This is a genomic window from Streptomyces olivochromogenes (genome assembly GCF_021538895.1).
GTDB lineage: Bacteria > Actinomycetota > Actinomycetes > Streptomycetales > Streptomycetaceae > Streptomyces > Streptomyces olivochromogenes_A.
The window spans coordinates 1-18,414 of the sequence record NZ_JADDRL010000155.1; the positions used below are offsets into that span (position 1 = coordinate 1).

Consider the following 18,414-nt stretch of genomic DNA (forward strand, 5'->3'; position numbering starts at 1 on the left):
CCCGGACGGCCACACCCTGGCCAGCGGTGATGACGGTGGCGATGACAGCCGCAATGACGGAGTGGTGCGGCTGTGGGACGTGCCGACCGGCCACCTGCGCGACACCCTGACTGGCCACACCAACACCATCCTGTCCGTTGCGTTCAGCCCCGATGGGCGCACCCTGGCCAGCGGCGGCAACGAAGGCATGGTGCGGCTATGGGACCCGGCCACCGGCCGCCCGCGCAGGGCAATCAGATACGGAGCCTCTGCATGGGCGCTGGCGTTCAGCCCGGACGGCCACACCCTGGCCAGCGGAGGGCTCGACGGTGCCAAGACCGTGCGGTTGTGGGACGTGGCTACTGGCCGTCAGCGCAGGGCACTCGGGCACGGGGGCGTTGTGACATCGCTCGCGTTCAGTCCGGACGGCCGCACCCTCGCAAGCGCCGGAGAGGAAAGCACCGTACGGCAGTGGGACACGGCCACCGGCCAGCAGCGCGGCACACTGGTCGGCCACTCCGCCACGGTGCGGTCGCTTGCATTCAGTGCGGATGGCCGCACGCTGGCCAGCGGCGGCGACGACCGAACGGTGCGGCTGTGGGACCTGTTCAGCAGCGGACGTGCGGCATCCCTGACGCCGCACGTCGGCGTGGAGTCAGTGGCCTTCAGCCCCAACAGCCGCACTCTTGCCAGCGGAACCGACGACGGAGTGGTGCGGCTGTGGGACGTGCCAAGCGGCCACCTGCGCGACACCCTGACCGGCCACACCCGTAGGGTCCAGTCCGTAGCGTTCAGTCCCGACGGGCGCACCCTCGCCAGCGGCAGCGACGACACCACCGTCCGACTATGGAATATATCTGCCCGTAAGTTCCGTAAGGCCATCAAAACATACGTAGGGGTCCATTCTCTGACTTTCAACCAACACAGCAGCATTCTGGCCAGCGGAGGAATTGAAGGCCTGGTCGGACTGTGGGATGTCAAAAGCGGCAAACAGCGCACCACCTTCACCGAAGACCAACAAGGACCGGTGTCATTGGCGTTCAGCCCGAACGGACACACTTTGGCCGCCGGAAGCGGGGACACCACGATCCGATTGTGGAACGTAGCCAGCGGCAAACAGCGAGTCCTCCAGACGTCAGACGTCGCAGTCGAGACCGTGGCGTTCAGCCCGGACGGACGCACCTTGGCCAGCGGCGGTGCTGACGGAGTGGTCCGGCTGTGGAACGCCGAGACTGGTCAACCGCGAAAGAGCTTCACCGGCAATAGCGACAACGTCATGTCGGTTGCGTTCAGCCCCGACGGACGCACCTTGGCCAGCAGCGGGGATGACGGAGTGGTCCGGTTGTGGGACGTGCCGACCGGCCACCTGCGCCGCACCCTGACCGGCCACACCAACACGGTCCGGTCCCTGGCGTTCAGTCCCGACGGGCGCTCCCTGGCCAGCGCAGGCGACGACAAGAGCATACGGCTATGGCCCATCTCCTTGCCTGATCCGCCTCGCTCCATCAGGAAAATCTGCCAAGCAGTCCACAGGGATCTCACTCGAGCTGAGCAATCACGCTACCTAGCGGATCAACCGGCCAGCGTCGGCTGCGCATCACCTTGAAGTTGCTGATCCAGTGACGCTCATGGGGTGCTCGTTCATGCGGCTTTGCAGGGGGCGCACCTTGAGACAGAGCCCTCGTCTTTGTGAGGCAGTGTTCCCAATCCGAAAGCCGGGACAACAACGGAGTCCGGCCAAGCGGATCGGCCGCGGAGTACGTACCGGCTCGATGCTGGGGACTGAGGCATTCCTGATCGTGTCACCGGCCATGGTCGGCGTCCCGCCGGACCTCGACGATCGGGAGCAGCTGACGCGGCGTGGGGCCTGATGGAGTAGGGACGTCCGCGAGACGTTCGAGGAGCTGGTTGAGTGCGGTCCGGCCGTCGTCGACAGCGGCCCGTTCTTCGTCGGTCAGCGGGACCGTGGCCAGCATGCGTTGGAGGTTGTCCTTCGCTTCGAGGAGCTGACCCTTGCTGGAGTCCTTCGGCGTGTAAAAGTCGCAGCGGGCGCAGGCCATGCGATGCGGGCACTGTTCGAAGAACGTGTACGTGCAGTAGCCGTGGCCCAGGTCGTAGTGCTGCCATGGTTCACCGGCTGCGGCCGCTCCAGATGCGACTGCCTCTCGGTCGATGAGGACTTCGATGGTGCGGACATTGCGTGCGAAGTACCCGGCGTCTTTGTACGCCTTGGTCGGCGTGTTGGGACTGATCTTCGCGTAGTGCTGGGTGGACTCCGGAGACCGGTGTCCGAGCCACGCCTGCAGCTCGAACAGGGTCATGGGTTCTTTCGCGTTGTACAACTGGCTGGCGATGGTGGAGCGGGCTCGGTGGCTGGTGATGCTGCCGCGGACATCGGATGCCGGAACGCCAGCCTTGCGGCAGAGCATGGGGATGATGGTGTAGCCGCTGGAGATGGCGCGGGCCCGCAGGGAGAACAGGAAGTCGACCTGTTCACCGGTGCGCTTATGGGCCCGCTTCGGCTGGTTCGGCCGGACCGCTTCCCAGGCGTTGATCGCCTGTCCGAGCAGCGGGTCGACCGGCTTCGTGAACGCCGTGCCGGTTTTGTGCGCGGGGACGTCCAACAGGCAGACGGCGGCCCGGGCGAGAACCTGCGTCGAGTCGCCGGCGACCGGAGTGCCGTCATGCTGCCAGCGGATGCAGCCGAGGCGCAGGCGTGCGATCTCGTTGCTGCGCTGACCGGCATATAGCCACGTCAGTGTGATGGCTCGGACCAACTCCAGGGGATAGATGGGGCCCGCTTTGCCGCGGGGAATGGCGCTGGCTTCCAGGTTGAGTCCGGACCACAGGAGCTTGGCCCACAGGCCGTCATCGATCACCCGCGGGCGGGGGCCGAGGAGGGCGTTGATGCTGCGTGGCAGCGCGAGTGCCCGGCTAGGGTCAAACCTGCGGGGCAGCCACTCCCAGTCCTGGATGTCGCGGAAGAAGACCCTGGCTGCACGTACGAGGCCGGCCTTCGAAGAGGCCTGGAGCGGCTGCCCGATGCGCTCTTGGAAGCTGCTCGTGCGCACGACGTAGTCGCCGATCTTCATGCGGTCGACGGCCGCGATCCAGGCCGCGCACGTCTGACGGGTCCAGGCAGCGGGATCAGCGGCTTCCGGCTGCTCCACAGCGATCCACCGGCCTGCTTTCAGCAACGCGGCCCGATTGTGGAGGCGGGAGCGGTGAGTCATGGTCGTCGTGCTGTTCCAGCGCTCCACCCACTCGGCCCAGACCGGCGGCACCCCCGTGTGGCCGACCACTTCGGAGGTCGAGCCGAAGGCCGGAGGGTCGCAGAAGCCCAGGGCGGCAACGGCCCGTTGCACCGCCCCGCGCATCGCAGGAGCAGAACGGCGACGGCGTCGTTCATGGCCCGACGCAGGTGCATCGTGGGCAGCGTGTCGAAGCCCACGTTTGCCGGGTTGATGCTGGCGGGAACGGGGTGCCGATCCGGGTCGTCGCTCCGGCGAGCGCGGGCTCGGTGTGTAGTGGGGGAACGTGGAAACCCCCGCCGGGACGGGAGCTCCCGACGCGCACGAGTGACGGTCAGGACGTGGGGAGCCGGTGCTGGTGCCAGGCGCGGGCGGCTCGCTGCATGGGTCGTGCCCACTCGTCGCCGCTTTCGGCGATGGACGTCCAGATCCGATCCTGGACCCGGGCAAACACGTTGAGTCCTGCGGGCGGGGCCGGCTCCCATGCGGGGTGTGCGGCGGCTGCGCTCTCTGCCTGGTGGGGGGTGTGGCCGTGGGCGATGAGCCACAGCAGCCACAGTGCCGGATCGATCCAGGCGGCGCCGGTGGAGGCCCATCCCCAGTCCACGAACAGGGCTTTGCTGCCTGTCATGAGGACGTTGTGCGGGTTCCATTCGGTGTGGAGGAGACTGTTGCCCGCGAACCAGGACAGGTCTGCGGGGTCGTCGACGTATGTCCTGAGCCGGTGCGGCATGCTCTTCAGCTCGATGCCCGGGGTGGGTACGTCGATCAGCCGGTGCATGGTGGTCATGACCGTGGGCAGGTCGGTGGAGCCGGGGGTGTAGTCGGCGTGGCCGCCGGCCACGTACTCGAAGCCGAGGATGCTCCAGCCGTCCTCATCGACGTGCCACAGCAGCTCCGGTGCGATACCGCGAACGTAGGGGCTGATCTGGGCCTCACGCTTCTGGGTCCAGACCCGGGGGTGATCGAGGGGCAGGCCTTTGACGAACAGGGAGCGATCGGCCGTACGCACGTGGGCGGCGATGGCGCTGTTGAGACCGGCGTTGATGGTCCCGACGTCGACAACGGGGCCGCTGGCCTTCTCGATCAGTCGCACGACGATGTCCGGGAGCTCGGTCAGACGAGGGGTGGACAAGGGGTGTCTCCTGTGGGGTGGTGCCGGGGCCGCGGGGTACGTGCGGCCCCAGCAGGGGGTTCTACTGGTAGGGGTTGTCGTCGTTGCAGCCGGGCACGGTGTTGGCGGTGAGTGCTTCGACGTCGGCGACCAGGACGACGTCCTCGGGGTCCTGGACGACGTCCTCGGGCTTGCGGGTGATCTCGACCATCACAGCAGGCATGACTACCTCTCTCGGTGTTGGCAGTAGTTGACCAGTGGTGCCTTCGCCTCCTGGAAGACCTTCGCCATCGGCCTGCACACCCGACGCGTGTCGGACAGCTTGCAGCCGCTGCATCCTCCGGTGCGACGCATGAGGGACTCGGCGATCTCGTCGAGTCGGGCCAGACCTTCCACGCCTTCGGCGATCAGGTCGATGTTCGGTTCGCGGCCGACCTTGCAGATCGAGGCCCGGCCGAACGGGTCGGCGTGGAAGAACGTGACGCCGGCGGGGCAGCCGGTGAACGGCTGCCGGTGGGTGAGGTACTCGGGCGACTGCTGCGGCAGCGGCTGCGCGGAGCCGTGGATCGTCGGCGAGATGTTCGCGTACTCGCGAAACGGCACTTCGAGGCGTCGCGCCCAGTCCCGCATGGCGTCGACCTCGTGGACGTTGGCCTGGACGACGATCAGGCTGAGGTCGATGTTCAGGCCGGCAGCGAGTGCATTCTCCAGACCGCGTGAGAAGCGGTCGAATCCTCCGCGTCTGCGGGTCACCGCGTCGTACGTTGCGGCCGTCGCGCCGTACATGCTCAGCGTCAGCTTGGTCGGCGGACAGGTGCGCAGCAGCGTCAGGACGTGGTCCTTGTGCAGCCGGGAACCGTTCGACAGGATCTCCAGCTGCATGCCCAGCTCGTATGCGAGCCGGTATGCCTCGGGGAAGTCGGGGTCGATCAGCGGTTCACCGCCGGTCATCTGGAGCCAGATCACGCCCGCGTCGCGCATGACGGCGAGCAGTTTCCGCTTGTCCTCCATGTCGATGCCCTCGAACTTCTTTTCGCCGAGGTAGCACATGACGCAGTCGAGGTCACAGCCCAGGTTGAGCTCCCACATCGCGCGGCTGAACGCGTACGGTCCCGCGTTCCGCAGCAGGAGCACATCGCCGACACGCTGACCGGTCAGGTCCAGGAGCCATTGGGCGTGGACGGCGTCGGTCAGCCACTGCGGCACGGTGTCGGGAGCTGACGTACGCAGTTCCTCGAACCGGGACTTGGGGAGCTGCAAGGCCTTCGGGCTGCCCTGCCGCAGGATCAGGCGCCGCTCCCCGAACGGTGTTGCCACGAGTTGGTGCACGTCGTCGTCCCTTCTCCATTGAAAGGAAGCTGTTGGGACCCGGTGCCGGGCCGCTCGGGGGAATGGCGGCCCAGCACTGGGCGTTGGGCCCGCTCTTGGCCTGAGCGCCGTAGGCGTCGGGCGAGGAGCGGGGGCTATGTGGGGGTGTCGTGTTCGGTGGGGAGGTAGGCCAGGAACACGCCACGCAGGTGGAGGTGCTCCAGTACCTGCGCGTAGGTCTCGTTGTCGGTGGTGATGGCAGGGCGGGCGATGGCGAGGATGCCGTGGGCGTATCCCCGCGTCGCGAGCCGGCAGGCCGCCCCGAACCCGAGCCGTTGTTCGAGGGGCGGAGGCTGCCCCACGTCGGCGAAGGTGACGTGCGTGAGGTGCCAGCCCTTTCCTGCCGTGTACTTCTCGATCAGTTCGAGGTCCGCGTGACGTTCGGTGCCGGACTGCGTCAGGGCGTACGGCGCGACGCGCACGGGATCGCCGTGGCGGGCGGCTGCGGCGATGATCTGAGCCATGTACTTGCGGCGCAGGACTTCGAGGCGAGCGGCGCGGGCCTGGGGGTTGAGGGGAGTGGTCACATCGTTCCCTTGGTGGGTGACCGGCTGCCAAGGGGGAGCCTTCTTGGCAGCAGGGGCGGTGACCGCGTACGGCGTCAGCTCGGGACGGCTGGGGGAACGGACGCCGTACGCGGAGATCAGGAGATCGTGCTCAGCACTGATCCGAGGAGCGTTTCGTGGGGCGCGGGGCCGGGCTGGAACTGGTCGAGCAGCTGGCGCAGCGCTGATGGTGGAACGAGCCGGTCACTGTGCTCCGCTGCTCGCCGTCGCCCACCGGTCGGCGAGCAGCTGCTGGAAGGCGAGCGCGGTGGCGTCGTCGGCGGCCACGACGTCGACCAGGCCAGCCGGCTTACGTGCACTTCGTTCATGTACGGCACTACGCCGAGTGTCCCCGAGGGTTCCGCCGCAGTGTGTCTTCACCCGACCGAGTGGCAGGCCGTCAGGGGCCGTCGCCGCCCCAGTCCACCCACGCAGACATCAGGAAATCCCGCGCTGATCACGGTCGGCGCCCTCGTGTCGGGCGCGGGAGGCGTAGCCTACGCGCGCGTCGACGATGGTCTCGGCGACCTGGGGAAGTCCCAGGGTGGTGAGCCATTCGGGCAGTGTGCGCTTCGGTCGGAGGTGTCAGCGACCAGATCGGCAGTGAGCCTCTCCGTGCCGGTTGCGCGGCTTTTCTGGGGTCTTTGACGGAGGCAGATGCCGGTGGCCCGACGGCGGTCGTCGCTGAGCGTCAGGCCGGTAACGGCGCCATCGATCGCGAAGGCGCACATGGGGGATGCCCAGGACCCGGGAGCGGATGCCCCTCTCCACCTCCCCTCAGGCAGTCAGAACTGCGGATCCGCGCGCCGCTCCGGGTGGAGGTATGCCTCGAACCGCTCCACTTGGTACCGGACCACCTGCTCCCGTCCGTCGGCCCACGCGGGACCGTGACCGTCGCGCACACCGTTCAGCAGATCGTCCAGGAGACGCTGCACGGACGATTCCCGCGCCTCGGAGGTGTGCTTGACGCCCTCCTGCGCCAGCCGGGAGAGATCCTGGGGGCGGTCGGTGACAACGGCCAGGAAGGTGCCCGGTCGTGGGGACCCTTCGGGCAGGCCGTCTGGCCAGAAGAGGGTGACGCCCGCCAGTTCGTGCGTCTGCGGGTGCCGGTAGAGCTCGTAGCACTCGCCGGGACCGATGCCGACCCCGGACCGCTCGCTGGTGGTCAGCAACGAGATCGTGCCGCGCAGACCGACGTCGAAGACCGAGACGAACCTACGGGCCGTTCCCCGGTTGTGGATCCGGACGACCACCTGGTCGCCGCAAAAGAGATGCTCGCCGGAGCGCTCCAGTGGCCGTTCGGAGCCATCGGACAGGAGCCGTGCGTAGCTGAAGTCGAGCCCGCCATCGAGCGTTGCCGGTCCCGTGCCGGAGACCAGCTCCCGTACCTGCGCGGCCCTCGCGAGACGCCGCAGGTCGGCGCCGGTCAGTGCGAGTGCCTCCGAGGTATGGGCCCGGGGCCGGTCCACCAAGGGCTCGCCCAGCTCGTCCAACAGCCCGACGCCGTCGTCGGACAGGACGACGGTGGCCATCACGGGCTCCCGCGCCCCTACGACCCGTACGCGCGCCGCGCTCATGAGGGTCCGGGCCGTGCGTTCGCGGTCCGGATGATCCGCCGGTACGACGGCGATCGCCCTGCGCCCCAGGGACACCCGCAGGGGATGGGCCTCGCTCCCCTCCGGCAGCGGAGGAAACGCGGGGGCGCCGGCCACCGGCCGCAGTTGGGCCCGGCCGTCGCTGACACGGTCCACCACCGCCGTCGCGAGCGGTGCGCGGGCCTCTCCGCCCGGCCCCACCAGGGCGTAGACGTCGCCCTCCTCAACCGCGAAGAGCTCTGCGGCGTCGATGAACACCCCGTGTCCCGTGGCCAGTACGGGCAGTACGCCACTGCCCGACGTCTCGCGCACGTCGAACAGGAAGCGGTCCGCCGGACCCTCCACGTCCGGGCGCTGGAACGGCTCAAGATGGGCGACGGCGGGCCGCAGTTGCTCGATCAGCTGACGCCAGGTCAGGCGTGCGGCGCCCGGGCGGCGGAGCAGCCGGGCCAGCGATGCCGTCAGCACCCCATGACGTCCGAGGCCGGGCACATCGGTCTCGTACGCGCTCTGGTCCGGGGCGCAGGCCACGAGCCGGACGGCCAGGGGATTGGCGTCCACGGCAGGGACACCGACCCCGCCGAACGCGGCACGTTCCGCCTCCCAGGCTCCACGCGCTTCCTCCCAGGGCGTCCCGCCCGGTCGTGGGTGTGCCCTGGGCAGGGACTTCCCGCGGGCCATGCGTCCCGAGAAGCAGCAGTCGAGGACGGTCGTGACGTTCGCCGTCCGCCGGGTCAGCCGCTCCTGATACCGGCTCAGCGAGGCGGCCAGCAAGCCGCGGAACCCTGTGCCGCCAAGGTCCTGGGGGCACAGGTAGGGGAGCCAGGCCGGTACGGAAGGGTCGTCCGCAGGCGCCGGGTTGCGGGCACGACCGCCGTGCCCGGAGTAGTAGACCAGGGCGGCGTCCCCGGGCCGGCTGTCAGAGATCAGCCTCCGATACGCGTCCTCGATGCCGTGGTGCGTCGCCCGTTCGCCGGTGAGCAGGGTGGTCTCGAATCCGAAGGGGCCGAGCACGCCGTCCATGAGCTCCACGTCGGCGTGCACACCTGTGAGGCCCCCGGTCTGGCAGCCAATCAGCAATGCTCTTTTGTGCATGTCCGTCCTCTCCGGGGCGGTCGGCCCGCCCGTCAGCCGCCGATGTGGACGAACGGTGCCCAGTGGTAGGGCAGGTCGTCCCGGTCCTCCTCCCGTGCGAAGGGCGGCACCTGGCCGTCCCTCGCCCAGGGTGCCGCCGCCGCAGTGCCCTCCTGTGCCCGCAGGGCCTCGTAGGCGGCGTGCCGGCCCGCCGCGCCGAGACCGCGCACCCAGCGCTGGGCGGCGGCCAGGGCCTCCGCCACCCCCAGGCCCCCGGCCAGCCGCTCGTACAGCGCGACCATGGTCAGGCAGCCCGCTTCGTCGTCCACCGGCCACAGCGAGACGACGACGTGCCGGGCGCCCGCCGTCACCGCGGCCCGGGTCAGGCCCACGATGTCACCGCCGATCGTGGCGGTGCCGCGCCCTGTGTGGCACGCCGACAGCACCACCAGGGCCTCGGTCAGGTCGAGTCCCATCAAGTCGCCGACGGCCAGCTGGTCGTGGCCAGCCAGGACGACACGGCCGAGGTTGGGGCCGTGCTCGTCCACCAGACCGTGCGTCGCGAAGTGGAGCACCGAGGCACCCGCCGCCCCGGCGGCCACGTTCCGTGCCGTCGCCTCCGCTCCCGTCAACGGAGGACCCGTTCCGAGCAGGCGCGCGACGGCGGCCACCTCCGTCGCCGTGCCCGGCAGCCGGGCCAGGCCCTGCTCCGGGGCGTACGCGGGGTCGCCGACGAGCAGCGCCGGGGCGCCGGGCCGGGGCCGCTCGCCGGCTCCGGGCAGCGTCAGCAGCGCGGCCGACGGCAGGTACGAGACCGTCCGGGACACACCGAGTGGCCGGCCGCGGTGGGGCAGCACGTGGAACGGCAGCAGGGACAGGGCTCCATGGGGGACGACGTACAGCCGCCGGCCGGCGTCGACCGCGTCGGCGACGGGCCCGAGGAGCCGCTCCGCGAGGGCCGACGCTCCCACCCGGTCCACGCCACCGGTGGCGCACGCGGTGTGGAACGCGCGTACGTCACAGGCGAGATCGCGTGCGCGGACGGGGAGTTCCCGGTGGTGGACCCGGTCCCGCTCGACGGACCAGACGAGCAGTTCCTGGTCGAACGACTCGTACATGACCAGGGCCGTGTCGGCGGGCAGAGCCGCCCGCACCTCTTCCAGCAGCGCGCCCCGCTCCCCCTGGTGCCGCATGAGCAGCGCGGGCGCGTGGCGGGCCACCTCGGACTCCGCCGCGTCCAGCGCGTCCTCCGCGGCGAGCACCCGCGGGCGCAGGGCGGAACCGGTGCGGCCGGCCACGGGCTCCGTGGCGAGCGCCGCGCCCGTCAGCTCCTCGTACGCCGCCGCCCATCGGGAGCCCGCCCGCAGCCAGCCGCGCGCGGCGTCCCGGGCGGCCCCGGAAGCCGGCCCGATCAGGGAGCGCAGGGTGTCGACCGCGAAACCACGGCAGCGGTCGGACAGTTCGAAGGAGGCGGCGAGCGCGGCACCGTCCGAGTACTCCGACGCCAGGGCGAGGCGGGCGCGGACGGCCGTATGGAACATCCCGGCCACATCGACATGGTCGGTGGCCGCGCTGCGCAACGGGTCCCGGACCAGCTGGGCGGCGTGCCGCTCGAACAGGTCGAGGGCCGTGTCGGAGAGCCGGGCCGCTTCGCGGTGCCGGCCCAGGGCCATCGCGAGTTCCGCCCGGCGGGCCGGGTCCGCCCACGGTCGGTCCGGCGGGCCGGGCCGACCGACCCCGTCGAGCTCGGCCAGCGCCAGGTCCGCGGTGGCCGGGTCGGCCAGCCGGAGGAACAGGGAAACCGCGTGGTCGGGGTGGAGATCGCCACGGTGGAACAGGTCGAGTGCGACCTCGTGGGCCTCCTCCCGGCAGTCGAGCAGGTACCGCAGGAGGCACCGCAGCAAGTCGTTCCCCTCCCGCTCCGCCGCCGCGAGCGCCAGAGCGAAGTGCCGGCGGGCCTCGTCGCGGTACCCGGCGGCCAACGCCCGCTGCCCCTCGTGGTACGGGAGCATCAGTGCTGCTTCGCGGGCGGCGGCATGCACCATGGCGATGATCTGCGTGCCCATCGGCGAGACGTCTGTGACCCGCGCCGACAGCCGGCACAGCTCCTCCAGCCGCGCCGCGTCGACGACGGCCAAGTCCGGGTCGCCCAGGGCCTGGACGGTGTTGTCGAAGCCGATCGCCAGGCTCGCGGCGCGCCCGAAGGCGAGTTCGGCGACGGGCCCGTCGCCGAGCCCGGCGATCGCCTCCGCGGTGTCGGCGGCCAGCAACACGGCCGATGCCCGGCGGACGTTGAGCCGGTCCGCGAGCTCGACGTGGGCCCGTTCGACGAGTTCGCGTTCCGCCGACGCGTCCAGCGACACGGACAGGCGACGCGCCAGCCGCAGACAGCGCAGCGCCGGCAGGGCCGCGCCCCGGTCCCGCCAGGTGCGGGAGCGCACGACGAGCAGCCGGACCAGACCGCGGGCGAAGCTGCCGCTCCCGTCGGTCCGGGACCAGCGGGACAACTCGTCGAGCGCGTCGGCCGGGACGTCCTCGCCGCCGCCGATCCGATCGACGGCCCGGTGCGCCTCCACGAGCCGCGCGAGGGCTCCGGCACCCGACTCCCACGCGGCGCGCCCTGCCGCGTCCAGGAAGGCCGCAGACATCGTGAAGTCCTCGGCACGACGGGCCAGTTGGGCCCGCCGCAGTGCGATGGCGGCGCGCCCACCGCCGGAGCCGAGCCGGGTGAACAGGGCGTCGGCACGGGCGTAGTGTGCTCGCGCCGATTGGGCATCGGGCGGGACGAGGTCCGGGAGGTCCATGTCCAGGCGCAGGCCGAGCAGTTCGGGCCGGGACGTCAGCTCCAGCGCCATGTCCCCTTCGAGGGTGGCCAGTTGGGCGAGGGCCGCCGGGTCGGCGCCCGCGAGGGACCGGGCGGTCTTCAGGGCCGCCGCCGTCTCGTCCCCGAGCCCGGCACGGTGGGCCACGTCCGCCGCGGCGATCCACAGGTGGGCGCGTATCGACGGCGGTGCGAGCGCGGCCAGTCGGGCTTCCCACGCCGTGAGCTGGTCCAGCGCCCGCCGGGCCGAGAGGACGTCCTGGGCGGCCCGGGAGTTGTCGGCGACGGCCCGGGCGCTCCTGATGTCGGGTATCAGCCGGGCGGCGACCAGGACGAGGAGGGCGGCGTCGGGGTCGGCCACCGGACGGGGTACCGGGCGGGCGGCGCGGTCGGTGTCCTCCTCGGACATCACCGCCCCGCCGTCGCCCGGGAACCAGTTGAGGTCCTGGGCGAGCGCGGCGACGCGGAGCGCGTTCGCCACGTCGTCTACGGCCGTGCGCTCAGCGGCGGTGGCCGGTCCCGCGCCGGGGCCCAGGGCCCGCAACGCGCGTTTCGGTTCGCCCGCGGCGAGCGCGGTTGCCGCCTCGGCCAGGGGGCGTTCCGCCGATGGGACGCCGCCGGGCGGGGCGGTGCCGTGCCCGGCGAGGAGGAGGGACAGCAGAAGGTCACGGGTCACCACCACGCGGGAGTCTCCTCAGCGGGGTATCGGCGGCAGGGAGAGGGTCAGGACGGCCCGCCGGAGTGCGGGGGAGCCGGGTGTCCGGAGGCTGAAGTCGTCCCACTTCACCGCCCGGTCGGTGTCCGCCAGCGGCGACGCCGCGCGGCCGGTCACCCGCAGCGGGGTGGACGGCTGTCCGTCCGCCGCGTGGAAGCGCACCGTCAGGTCGACCTTGGTCCGCAGGTCCGCGAGCTTCACGAGTTCGTCGAGGCCGTCCGCCGCCACGTCGAACGCCTTGTCCAAGCGCTTCTGGCTGAGGTTGTAGCCCGCCGACCAGAGCTTGGCCACTCCGCCGACGACCTGGCCGACGCCGGGCAGACCCGAATGGACCTTGACGTCCAAAGCCCCCGACAGTCCGGCCGCGGCCGGGCAGTCCTGCCGGGCCGCGAACTCCGCCCGCCCGATACCTTCCGCCGGTGGCGGGCGGTGCCAGTCCACGGTGAACACATAGGAGACGCCGTCCTCCAGGCATTGCATCACCAGGCGCCCGGACCCGGCCGGCCCGTCTTCCGGGCCCTCGCCTAGAACTGGTCCCAGATGTTCCAGGCCCCCACGGCGTGGCCCGCCGCTCCCACGGCCGCCGCCAGCACGATCGCCCCCAGCGCGATCAGCGCCTTCTGCCCGGTGCTCCTGCTCCGCCAGAACCCGGGAGTCGTCCTGTGCGCCGGCCCGGCCTCCACCAGGCCCCGGACTTTTCCCGGAATCGCCACCGGCCCCGGACCGAAGTCCTGCTTCGGGTGGACGACGAGCGCCGCCACCCGGCCGTCCGGGCCTGCGTCCGGTACGTCCCCCGCCTCCGTGGCCAGGTTCAGGAGCAGGGCGCGGCCCGGAGTGCCGGAGAGCAAATCCCCGACGCGTACGGCGAAGCACTTCCGTGACAGGCCGTCCTGCACCGTGTTGATCCAGGACGGGGGCGCGGAGCGAGGCGTCCCGTGGCCGGAATCGCCGTCTCCGGTCTTCTCACCGCCCGCCGGCCCGGCCGGATCAGCCAGGGTCTCCTCCAGGCGCCGCCGGGTCTCGGCCAGCGCGGCGGCGTCGCGCAGCTCCAGCAACCGTTCGACGTCCTCGGCCGGGAAGTGGCGGTCGAGGCACGCGGCCACCGCGCCCGCGGGCCGCCGGGCGGCGATGTCCTCCAGCCATTGGGCGGCGAACCGGGCGACCTGCGGGGCCGTTTCGTCCGCCGGGCCGCCGGACAGCACCAGAGTGAAGCGCAGGGGCGTGCCCACCGCGTCCGTCCGCTCCGAGCGGATGCCGCTGAGGTAGGCGCGCCAGCCGCCTGCGTCCGACTCGACGAGAAGCGTCGGGTACTCGAAGTCGGCGACGCCCGAGTAGGACCGCCACCATGCGGCGGGAGGCGCGGCGCCGAGGTAGCCGTAGTCCTGGCCCCGGTCCCGGCCGCGGGACATCACATATCCGTCCATCGGTTCCCTTCCCCGGAGGGCCGTCGTCGCGTGGGCTGTGGCGTCGTGGGCTGTCGCACCGGCTAGAACCTCCTGACCCGGTCGCTGTACGTGCGCCTCGCCAAGGTGTCGACGGCCTCGGCGAGGAGGAGTGCCCGCCTCCGGCTGATCTCGGCGAGCCGTGATTTGTCGTCCGCGTCGTCCCGCCGGGCGGCCGTCGTGCCGTTGGCCCACAGCCAGATGCTGCGGAGGAAGCCTTCCGGCTGCCGGGCGAGCACCTCGGCGTTGAGCGCCAGTTCCTGCCGGCGGATGACTTCTTCCTGCTCCGTCTCCCGGCGGGCGGAGGTGAGCAGCTGGCAGATGGCGATCAGCACGTCCTCCGCGCCGCGCACCGAGATCTTGGCCGGTTTGCGGATGCTAAACCTGGCTTCGAAGGACAGTCCGCCCGGTGCCTTGGGCGCGGGTTCCCACTCGGCGCTGCGCAGCTCGACACAGCCCAGGGTGTCCACGGGGCAGTAAAGGATCTTCGCGTTGGGGTCGTTGGCCCGGATGACGTCCAGGACGCTCCCGTACACCTGCTGCACCGTTTCGAGCAGCACCTGGCCGGCCGCCACGGTCCCGCCGTTGTCGGCGAAGTAGCTCTCGCACTTGACCGGCACCAGGATCACCAGTGCGGGTTCGTCCGGCCGCATCAGCCGTTCCGTGGCCCAGTCCTCGGCGACGGACTGCACCTCGGCGGTGTTGAGTGTGGCGGGGAGCGCCCGCCGGTGCCGAGGGGTGGACGCCTCCATCAGTACGGTCGCGTCGATCGGGATGAGCAGCACACTGCTCTCCGCCATGAACTCACGGCACTTCTGCCACTCTTCCTCCTGCTCGGGCGGGCGGTTGGCCGCCTTCAGCCAGCCGCCGGGGAAGTCCAGCAGGGTCAGCCGGAGGCCGGCACCCGATGCCCCGGTCTCCAGCGCCAGGTCGAAGCGGGTCGCTTCCTGGGTCCCGGCCAGTGCGACATGGTCGAAGTGCCCGGCGAGTACGGCACCGTCCAGATCCTCACGTCGGTTCATGATGCGGATCTCGGTGTCCGTGGTCCGCGGCTTGAGCGTCACCTTGGTCCCGCCGAGAAAGCGCGAGCTGTCGGCCAGGATGGACGCGATGAGTGAGGTCTTGCCGACCCGGCTGGGACCCAGTACGCCGATCTTGAACTCGGGGGTCGGCTGGTTGGTCGGGATCATGCCGCCGCTCCTTCCAGCGTCTCCTGGACGGTCCGGCACGCCGACTCCACCGCGGCGAAGCGGGCGTGACCCGAGTCCAGCCCCTCGTAGACGCCCGGCCACAGCTCGTTGCGGTAGCTCCTGGCGAAGCGGCGCAGGTCGCGCTCGGCGTCGGCCGAGCGGATCAGCAAGTCGTCGAAGTGCTCCATCGCCGACAGCAGCACCGTGGCCGGCGTCATCGACTCGCGCAGCAGGGCCTGCCGCGTCCGGTGGGCGGTCTGCTCGGCCCGCTCGGTGAGGAACTCGTACAACTCCCCCGCTCCGGCCGGACTGATCTCGACCGCGATCTGCGACTGCGGCATGCCGGTCAGAGGGTCCCGCTGCTGTGGGCGGAGCCGCTCCAACTCGCCGTGGACCCTGGGGTGGAGCTGGCTGCGGTAGTCCAGCCGCAGGTCCAGCAGCCCCTGTACGGCCTCCTCCAGCGTGGGGCAGGGCTCCGCCGCGGCCCTGGCGAATCCGGCGAGGGCACGCAGCCCCTCTTCGCCCGGCCGCTCCGCGAGGAGCGTCCCCGTGTGCCCGGCCAGCAGGGCGGTCGCCTTGGTCCAGAGCCAGGTGACCCGGCGGTCGAAGTAGACGTCGACCCGGGAGAAGTGGCGTCCGGTCTCCACCCGGATCCGGTGCAGCTCGTCGGCCACGAGCCCGCCGCTGGAGAGCTCTACGCGCATGACGCGCAGTGCCTCCTCGCACCAGGCGGCCCGCGCTGCCTCCGGGTCGTCGTCCTTCCCGCCCGTGCCCAGACCGAGCGTCAGCCAGGAGCGCAGCCGGTGGTGGGCGGCCTCCACGGCGGCCTCGTAGTCGGGGTCCTGGTCCTCCGCGTACGCGTACGCGCGCAGCTCGTCCAGCAGGACCGACAGATCGACGGCCAGGGACCGCCGGAGTTCCTGGACCCGGACTTCGAGGTCCTCGGCCGGTGCCGCGCTGTGCGACCGGGCCCGGGTCAGCGCCTGCCGCGCCTCGGCCAGCACGGCCCTGACCCGCTGCGCAGCTGCCTGCTCGGCCCGGACCGTCCCGTCGAGGATGTCGTCGTCCATGACCGGCAGCGTGTGGGCGAGCCGGTCAAGCAAGGGACCCAGCAGCTGCGCGCCCACCGCCTCGGGATCCTTCGCGTTCGTCTCGCGGACCGTGTACCAGCGGCTGTCCTGACCGCCGTTGACCTCACGTTTGATGTGGTTCCGCAGGGCGGGAGCGCTGCTGTGGTCCTCGGGGGTGCCGACGTTCAGCAGCAGCTCGACGAAGTCCCCCCGCTGCCGGATGAAGCCGCGCACCTCGTCCAGCAGGCTGAGCGCCTTCGCGTCCTCCTTGCCCCAGTACCCCATGCCTTCCACCGGCCGTTTCACCAACACGACCAGGTCCACTTCATGGCGCAGCCCGGCGACGTGGTGCTTCTCCGACTGGGCCTCGTTCTCCCCGAGGCCCGGCAGGTCCACGATTCCCAGGCCCGCCACATCGGTGTGCGGGAACGAGCAGTCGATCCGTGCGTCGCGCACGGCGAGGTACGGGCGGGGGCAGTCGTCCCCCGATTCCACCTGCTTGTCGGTGGGGTAGGCGACATAGGGGCGGAGCTCGTCCAGGGCGAGGAGGCGCTCGCCCCCGGTGAGGTCGGCCTCGTACGACCACAGGGCCTGCTGCATCTGCCGTAGTCGCACCAGCAGGGCCACGGGTTCCGAGTCCGCCGAATCCTCCGGCTCCGGGTAGCGCCAGCCCCGGAACTCCTCCAGGGATGCTGGCGCGGCCGGCAGGCCGATCTGGGCGTGGTACGGGTGTACCACCTCGGTCAGGAAGGATTCCGGCCCGTGGAAGCGGAGCACGGCCCGTTCGGGCCCGCGCGTGTGGAAGATCCGGCTGCGGACCGCGGTGACCGGCAGCCCCGAACCGGTGGGGATCTGGGTGTCCGACAGCCCGGATATGGATTGGAGCAGAGTGCTCTTGCCCACCCGGGCGCGGCCGCTGACCCCGATGTTCACAGTGTCCCGGGCGAAGCGGGACGCCGCGGCGCGCAACAGCTCGTGCAGTTCGGCGATCGAGGCCTGGGCCGGTGGGAGGGACGGTGCCGGCAGCTGCGCCCTGGACTCGTCGGAGAGATCCGGGTGGGCAGCCAGCATCCGCAGGGACCGGCCCAGTTCGGCCAGTGCCGCGCTGACTGCGCTCCATCGGTGAGTGGCGGCTTCGACTTGCGCCAGCCGTTCCTTGCGTGCGGCGAGCAGGGCAGCCAGACGTACGGCGGTGTTTTCCATGAACGCTTCCCCCGAGGCGTGACCAAATAGGCGGCCAGCCTAAGGCTCGGGGTGTGGGCCAGGGCAGTCGGCGGATGGCAGGGGACGAACTATCCGTTGCGCGATGACCTGCTGTGCGCCGGGGGCGCACAACGCGCCATGGCGAGTGAGGATGGCGGCTGCGTGCCTAAGCTTGACTCTGTCGGGGATCTTGTGATTGACGAGGTCAACTGCCCAGGGTTCGCCTGGATTTCAGCCGAGGTAACTCGCGCTGGTCGAGGTAGCTCTGGAAGACAGTCGGTCGGTGGGGTATGGGGGCTTCCTCGGCCTGTGGCAATCCGCTGAGGCGCTCGATGTTGACGGCGATGGCCGTCAGGACGTGCTGGATGTGGGCCTTTCCCTGTCCTCGGTAGCGGCAGTGGCGCATGCTGCCAGACAGCCATCCCGACGCAGAAGGAAGCGCGCTCCAGCCTGTGTTGGTCACGCAGTGTCAGCTCGTCACGCACCCACGACGAGCGCAGCAGGTAGCGGCCGTACGCGTCTGCCACGACACTGGGATCACGACGGTAAGGTCATGCTCGTGCTGGTCGTCGGCGGCTGTCTGCGGTGAAGATCGTCGGTCAGCGGGCGACCTCGTGCCAGTTGGAGGGCCATCAGCGCGCGGACGAGCGGGGTGGCCCACTTCACGTCGAGGCGGAGCCGGGTCAGTACGCGCCAGTTCTTCAGGTGTGCGAAGGCGTGTTCGCAGACGGCTCGTTCTGCGGCGATCAGCTGGTTGACCTGTTTCTTCGCCGGCGGGAGCTTCTTGCCCTTGGGCTTCTTGTATCCGGTGACGACCGCCGGGTCGCTGCTGTCGTCACCAGCACCGTCGAGGCCGACGAAGCCGAGGTCGGCGATAGCGGCGAGGCCGGCCGCACGGAGTCGGCCGACGAGGTCGTCGTGGCGGCAGGTGATCTCCGAGCCGCACGCGGGTCGGGCGGTGGAGGTCCACAGCAGCCGGGGTCAGCCAGGTGGCGGGTGAAGTGGGTGATCGTTTCTGCGGCAGTGGGCGTGGTCATCTGGTGGTCT

General features: G+C 70.8%; 13 protein-coding genes and 1 pseudogene. 1 reads left to right on the plus strand and 13 read right to left on the minus strand.

Translation table 11 applies throughout. The features are described from left to right. Positions 1 to 1,585 (plus strand): annotated as a pseudogene (locus tag IPZ69_RS42285) (hypothetical protein); the annotation flags it as partial. A 196-nt stretch (positions 1,586 to 1,781) separates the two neighbouring features. On the opposite strand, the gene IPZ69_RS42290 reads toward IPZ69_RS42285, so the two are convergent. The 13 genes from IPZ69_RS42290 to IPZ69_RS42350 all read right to left on the minus strand — a co-directional run bounded on the left by IPZ69_RS42290 (position 1,782) and on the right by IPZ69_RS42350 (position 18,342). Further along, positions 1,782 to 3,239 carry a tyrosine-type recombinase/integrase gene (locus IPZ69_RS42290; RefSeq protein ID WP_235460173.1) on the minus strand — a complete coding sequence of 486 codons (1,458 nt, stop codon included), beginning with the start codon at positions 3,237 to 3,239 and terminating at the stop codon, positions 1,782 to 1,784. A 325-nt stretch (positions 3,240 to 3,564) separates the two neighbouring features. Further along, complete coding sequence (locus IPZ69_RS42295) at positions 3,565 to 4,365, minus strand: aminoglycoside phosphotransferase (protein WP_235460175.1); 801 nt, start codon at positions 4,363 to 4,365, stop codon at positions 3,565 to 3,567. A 61-nt stretch (positions 4,366 to 4,426) separates the two neighbouring features. Then, positions 4,427 to 4,567: a hypothetical protein gene (locus tag IPZ69_RS42300; RefSeq protein ID WP_235460176.1), complete on the minus strand. Its 141-nt coding sequence runs from the start codon at positions 4,565 to 4,567 to the stop codon at positions 4,427 to 4,429. 2 nt (positions 4,568 to 4,569) lie between these two features. Continuing rightward, entirely contained in the window at positions 4,570 to 5,673 is a 1,104-nt protein-coding gene (locus IPZ69_RS42305; RefSeq protein WP_235460178.1) for a radical SAM protein, read from the minus strand. Between the two features lie 134 nt (positions 5,674 to 5,807). Continuing rightward, positions 5,808 to 6,239 (minus strand): hypothetical protein, encoded by a 432-nt coding sequence (locus IPZ69_RS42310; RefSeq protein ID WP_235460180.1) that lies wholly within the window; start codon positions 6,237 to 6,239, stop codon positions 5,808 to 5,810. Positions 6,240 to 6,461: 222 nt separating this feature from the next. Next, positions 6,462 to 6,638: a DUF6207 family protein gene (locus tag IPZ69_RS47620; RefSeq protein ID WP_308407600.1), complete on the minus strand. Its 177-nt coding sequence runs from the start codon at positions 6,636 to 6,638 to the stop codon at positions 6,462 to 6,464. Between the two features lie 404 nt (positions 6,639 to 7,042). Then, positions 7,043 to 8,947 carry a caspase family protein gene (locus IPZ69_RS42320; RefSeq protein WP_268835744.1) on the minus strand — a complete coding sequence of 635 codons (1,905 nt, stop codon included), beginning with the start codon at positions 8,945 to 8,947 and terminating at the stop codon, positions 7,043 to 7,045. A 32-nt stretch (positions 8,948 to 8,979) separates the two neighbouring features. Next, entirely contained in the window at positions 8,980 to 12,429 is a 3,450-nt protein-coding gene (locus IPZ69_RS47625; RefSeq protein WP_235460183.1) for a CHAT domain-containing protein, read from the minus strand. A 12-nt stretch (positions 12,430 to 12,441) separates the two neighbouring features. Then, positions 12,442 to 12,942 carry a hypothetical protein gene (locus tag IPZ69_RS42330; protein ID WP_235460185.1) on the minus strand — a complete coding sequence of 167 codons (501 nt, stop codon included), beginning with the start codon at positions 12,940 to 12,942 and terminating at the stop codon, positions 12,442 to 12,444. Between the two features lie 44 nt (positions 12,943 to 12,986). Continuing rightward, on the minus strand, positions 12,987 to 13,886 hold the full coding sequence (locus IPZ69_RS42335; protein WP_235460186.1) for a hypothetical protein: 900 nt from the start codon (positions 13,884 to 13,886) through the stop codon (positions 12,987 to 12,989). A 62-nt stretch (positions 13,887 to 13,948) separates the two neighbouring features. Next, the gene (locus IPZ69_RS42340) at positions 13,949 to 15,094 is read right to left on the minus strand and encodes a GTPase (RefSeq protein WP_235460188.1); all 1,146 of its coding nucleotides are present in this window, start codon (positions 15,092 to 15,094) and stop codon (positions 13,949 to 13,951) included. After that, positions 15,091 to 17,367: a hypothetical protein gene (locus IPZ69_RS42345; RefSeq protein ID WP_235460190.1), complete on the minus strand. Its 2,277-nt coding sequence runs from the start codon at positions 17,365 to 17,367 to the stop codon at positions 15,091 to 15,093. The genes IPZ69_RS42340 and IPZ69_RS42345 overlap by 4 nt, the downstream gene beginning before the upstream one ends. Positions 17,368 to 17,904: 537 nt before the next feature. Next, positions 17,905 to 18,342 carry a transposase family protein gene (locus tag IPZ69_RS42350; RefSeq protein WP_308407601.1) on the minus strand — a complete coding sequence of 146 codons (438 nt, stop codon included), beginning with the start codon at positions 18,340 to 18,342 and terminating at the stop codon, positions 17,905 to 17,907. Between the last annotated feature and the right edge of the window lie 72 nt (positions 18,343 to 18,414).

What these genes read in the sequence shown, in the direction of transcription:
- IPZ69_RS42335 (WP_235460186.1), bottom strand. Translation starts at nt 13,886, where the DNA reads ATGGACGGATATGTGATGTCCCGCGGCCGGGACCGGGGCCAGGACTAC.
- IPZ69_RS42300 (WP_235460176.1), bottom strand. Translation starts at nt 4,567, where the DNA reads ATGCCTGCTGTGATGGTCGAGATCACCCGCAAGCCCGAGGACGTCGTC.
- IPZ69_RS42340 (WP_235460188.1), bottom strand. Translation starts at nt 15,094, where the DNA reads ATGATCCCGACCAACCAGCCGACCCCCGAGTTCAAGATCGGCGTACTG.
- IPZ69_RS42345 (WP_235460190.1), bottom strand. Translation starts at nt 17,367, where the DNA reads ATGGAAAACACCGCCGTACGTCTGGCTGCCCTGCTCGCCGCACGCAAG.
- IPZ69_RS42320 (WP_268835744.1), bottom strand. Translation starts at nt 8,947, where the DNA reads ATGCACAAAAGAGCATTGCTGATTGGCTGCCAGACCGGGGGCCTCACA.
- IPZ69_RS42330 (WP_235460185.1), bottom strand. Translation starts at nt 12,942, where the DNA reads ATGCAATGCCTGGAGGACGGCGTCTCCTATGTGTTCACCGTGGACTGG.